The sequence below is a fragment of the Streptomyces sp. bgisy130 genome, from assembly GCF_057708345.1.
Genome location: NZ_JBYISA010000102.1, coordinates 1 through 1,849, shown reverse-complemented (window position 1 = coordinate 1,849; position 1,849 = coordinate 1). Strand labels below are relative to the sequence as shown.

General features: G+C 56.2%; 1 rRNA gene. It reads right to left on the bottom strand.

Going from position 1 to position 1,849, the window contains the following annotated elements:
* Positions 1-21 precede the first annotated feature (21 nt).
* Positions 22-1,849, bottom strand: a 23S ribosomal RNA gene (locus tag AC3EUV_RS38275); the annotation flags it as partial.

Below are 1,849 nucleotides of genomic sequence, written 5' to 3'. Positions count from 1 at the left end.
ACACAGTGGACGCGAGCAACTGAGGACAAGCCCTCGGCCTATTAGTACCAGTCAACTCCACCCGTTACCAGGCTTCCATATCTGGCCTATCAACCCAGTCGTCTACTGGGAGCCTTAACCCCTCAAAGGGGGTGGGAGTCCTCATCTCGAAGCAGGCTTCCCGCTTAGATGCTTTCAGCGGTTATCCTTTCCGAACGTAGCCAACCAGCCATGCCCTTGGCAGGACAACTGGCACACCAGAGGTTCGTCCGTCCCGGTCCTCTCGTACTAGGGACAGCCCTTCTCAAGACTCCTACGCGCACAGCGGATAGGGACCGAACTGTCTCACGACGTTCTAAACCCAGCTCGCGTACCGCTTTAATGGGCGAACAGCCCAACCCTTGGGACCGACTCCAGCCCCAGGATGCGACGAGCCGACATCGAGGTGCCAAACCATCCCGTCGATATGGACTCTTGGGGAAGATCAGCCTGTTATCCCCGGGGTACCTTTTATCCGTTGAGCGACGGCGCTTCCACAAGCCACCGCCGGATCACTAGTCCCTACTTTCGTACCTGCTCGACCCGTCAGTCTCACAGTCAAGCTCCCTTGTGCACTTACACTCAACACCTGATTGCCAACCAGGCTGAGGGAACCTTTGGGCGCCTCCGTTACCCTTTAGGAGGCAACCGCCCCAGTTAAACTACCCACCAGACACTGTCCCTGATCCGGATCACGGACCCAGGTTAGACATCCAGCACGACCAGAGTGGTATTTCAACAATGACTCCACAACCACTGGCGTGGCCGCTTCAAAGTCTCCCACCTATCCTACACAAGCCGAACCGAACACCAATATCAAGCTATAGTAAAGGTCCCGGGGTCTTTCCGTCCTGCTGCGCGAAACGAGCATCTTTACTCGTAATGCAATTTCACCGGGCCTATGGTTGAGACAGTCGAGAAGTCGTTACGCCATTCGTGCAGGTCGGAACTTACCCGACAAGGAATTTCGCTACCTTAGGATGGTTATAGTTACCACCGCCGTTTACTGGCGCTTAAGTTCTCAGCTTCGCCACACCGAAATGTGACTAACCGGTCCCCTTAACGTTCCAGCACCGGGCAGGCGTCAGTCCGTATACATCGCCTTACGGCTTCGCACGGACCTGTGTTTTTAGTAAACAGTCGCTTCTCGCTGGTCTCTGCGGCCACCACCAGCTCACACTGCAAGAGTGATCACCAGCAATGGCCCCCCTTCTCCCGAAGTTACGGGGGCATTTTGCCGAGTTCCTTAACCATAGTTCACCCGAACGCCTCGGTATTCTCTACCTGACCACCTGAGTCGGTTTAGGGTACGGGCCGCCATGAAACTCGCTAGAGGCTTTTCTCGACAGCATAGGATCATCCACTTCACCACAATCGGCTCGGCATCAGGTCTCACCCTGTATGTCATCCGGATTTGCCTAGATGACGGGCTACACCCTTACCCCGGGACAACCACCGCCCGGGCTGGACTACCTTCCTGCGTCACCCCATCGCTTACCTACTACCACCTTGGATCGGCGGCTCCACCACGTCCCTTTGTCCGAAGACTCCAGGCCGGCTTCACGGCCTTAGCATTAATGGATTCGATATTGGGCGTTTCAAAGCGGGTACCGGAATATCAACCGGTTGTCCATCGACTACGCCTGTCGGCCTCGCCTTAGGTCCCGACTTACCCTGGGCAGATCAGCTTGACCCAGGAACCCTTAGTCAATCGGCGCACACGTTTCCCACGTGTGTATCGCTACTCATGCCTGCATTCTCACTCGTGAACCGTCCACAACTCGTTTCCACGGCTGCTTCACCCGGCACACGACGCTCCCCTACCCATCAC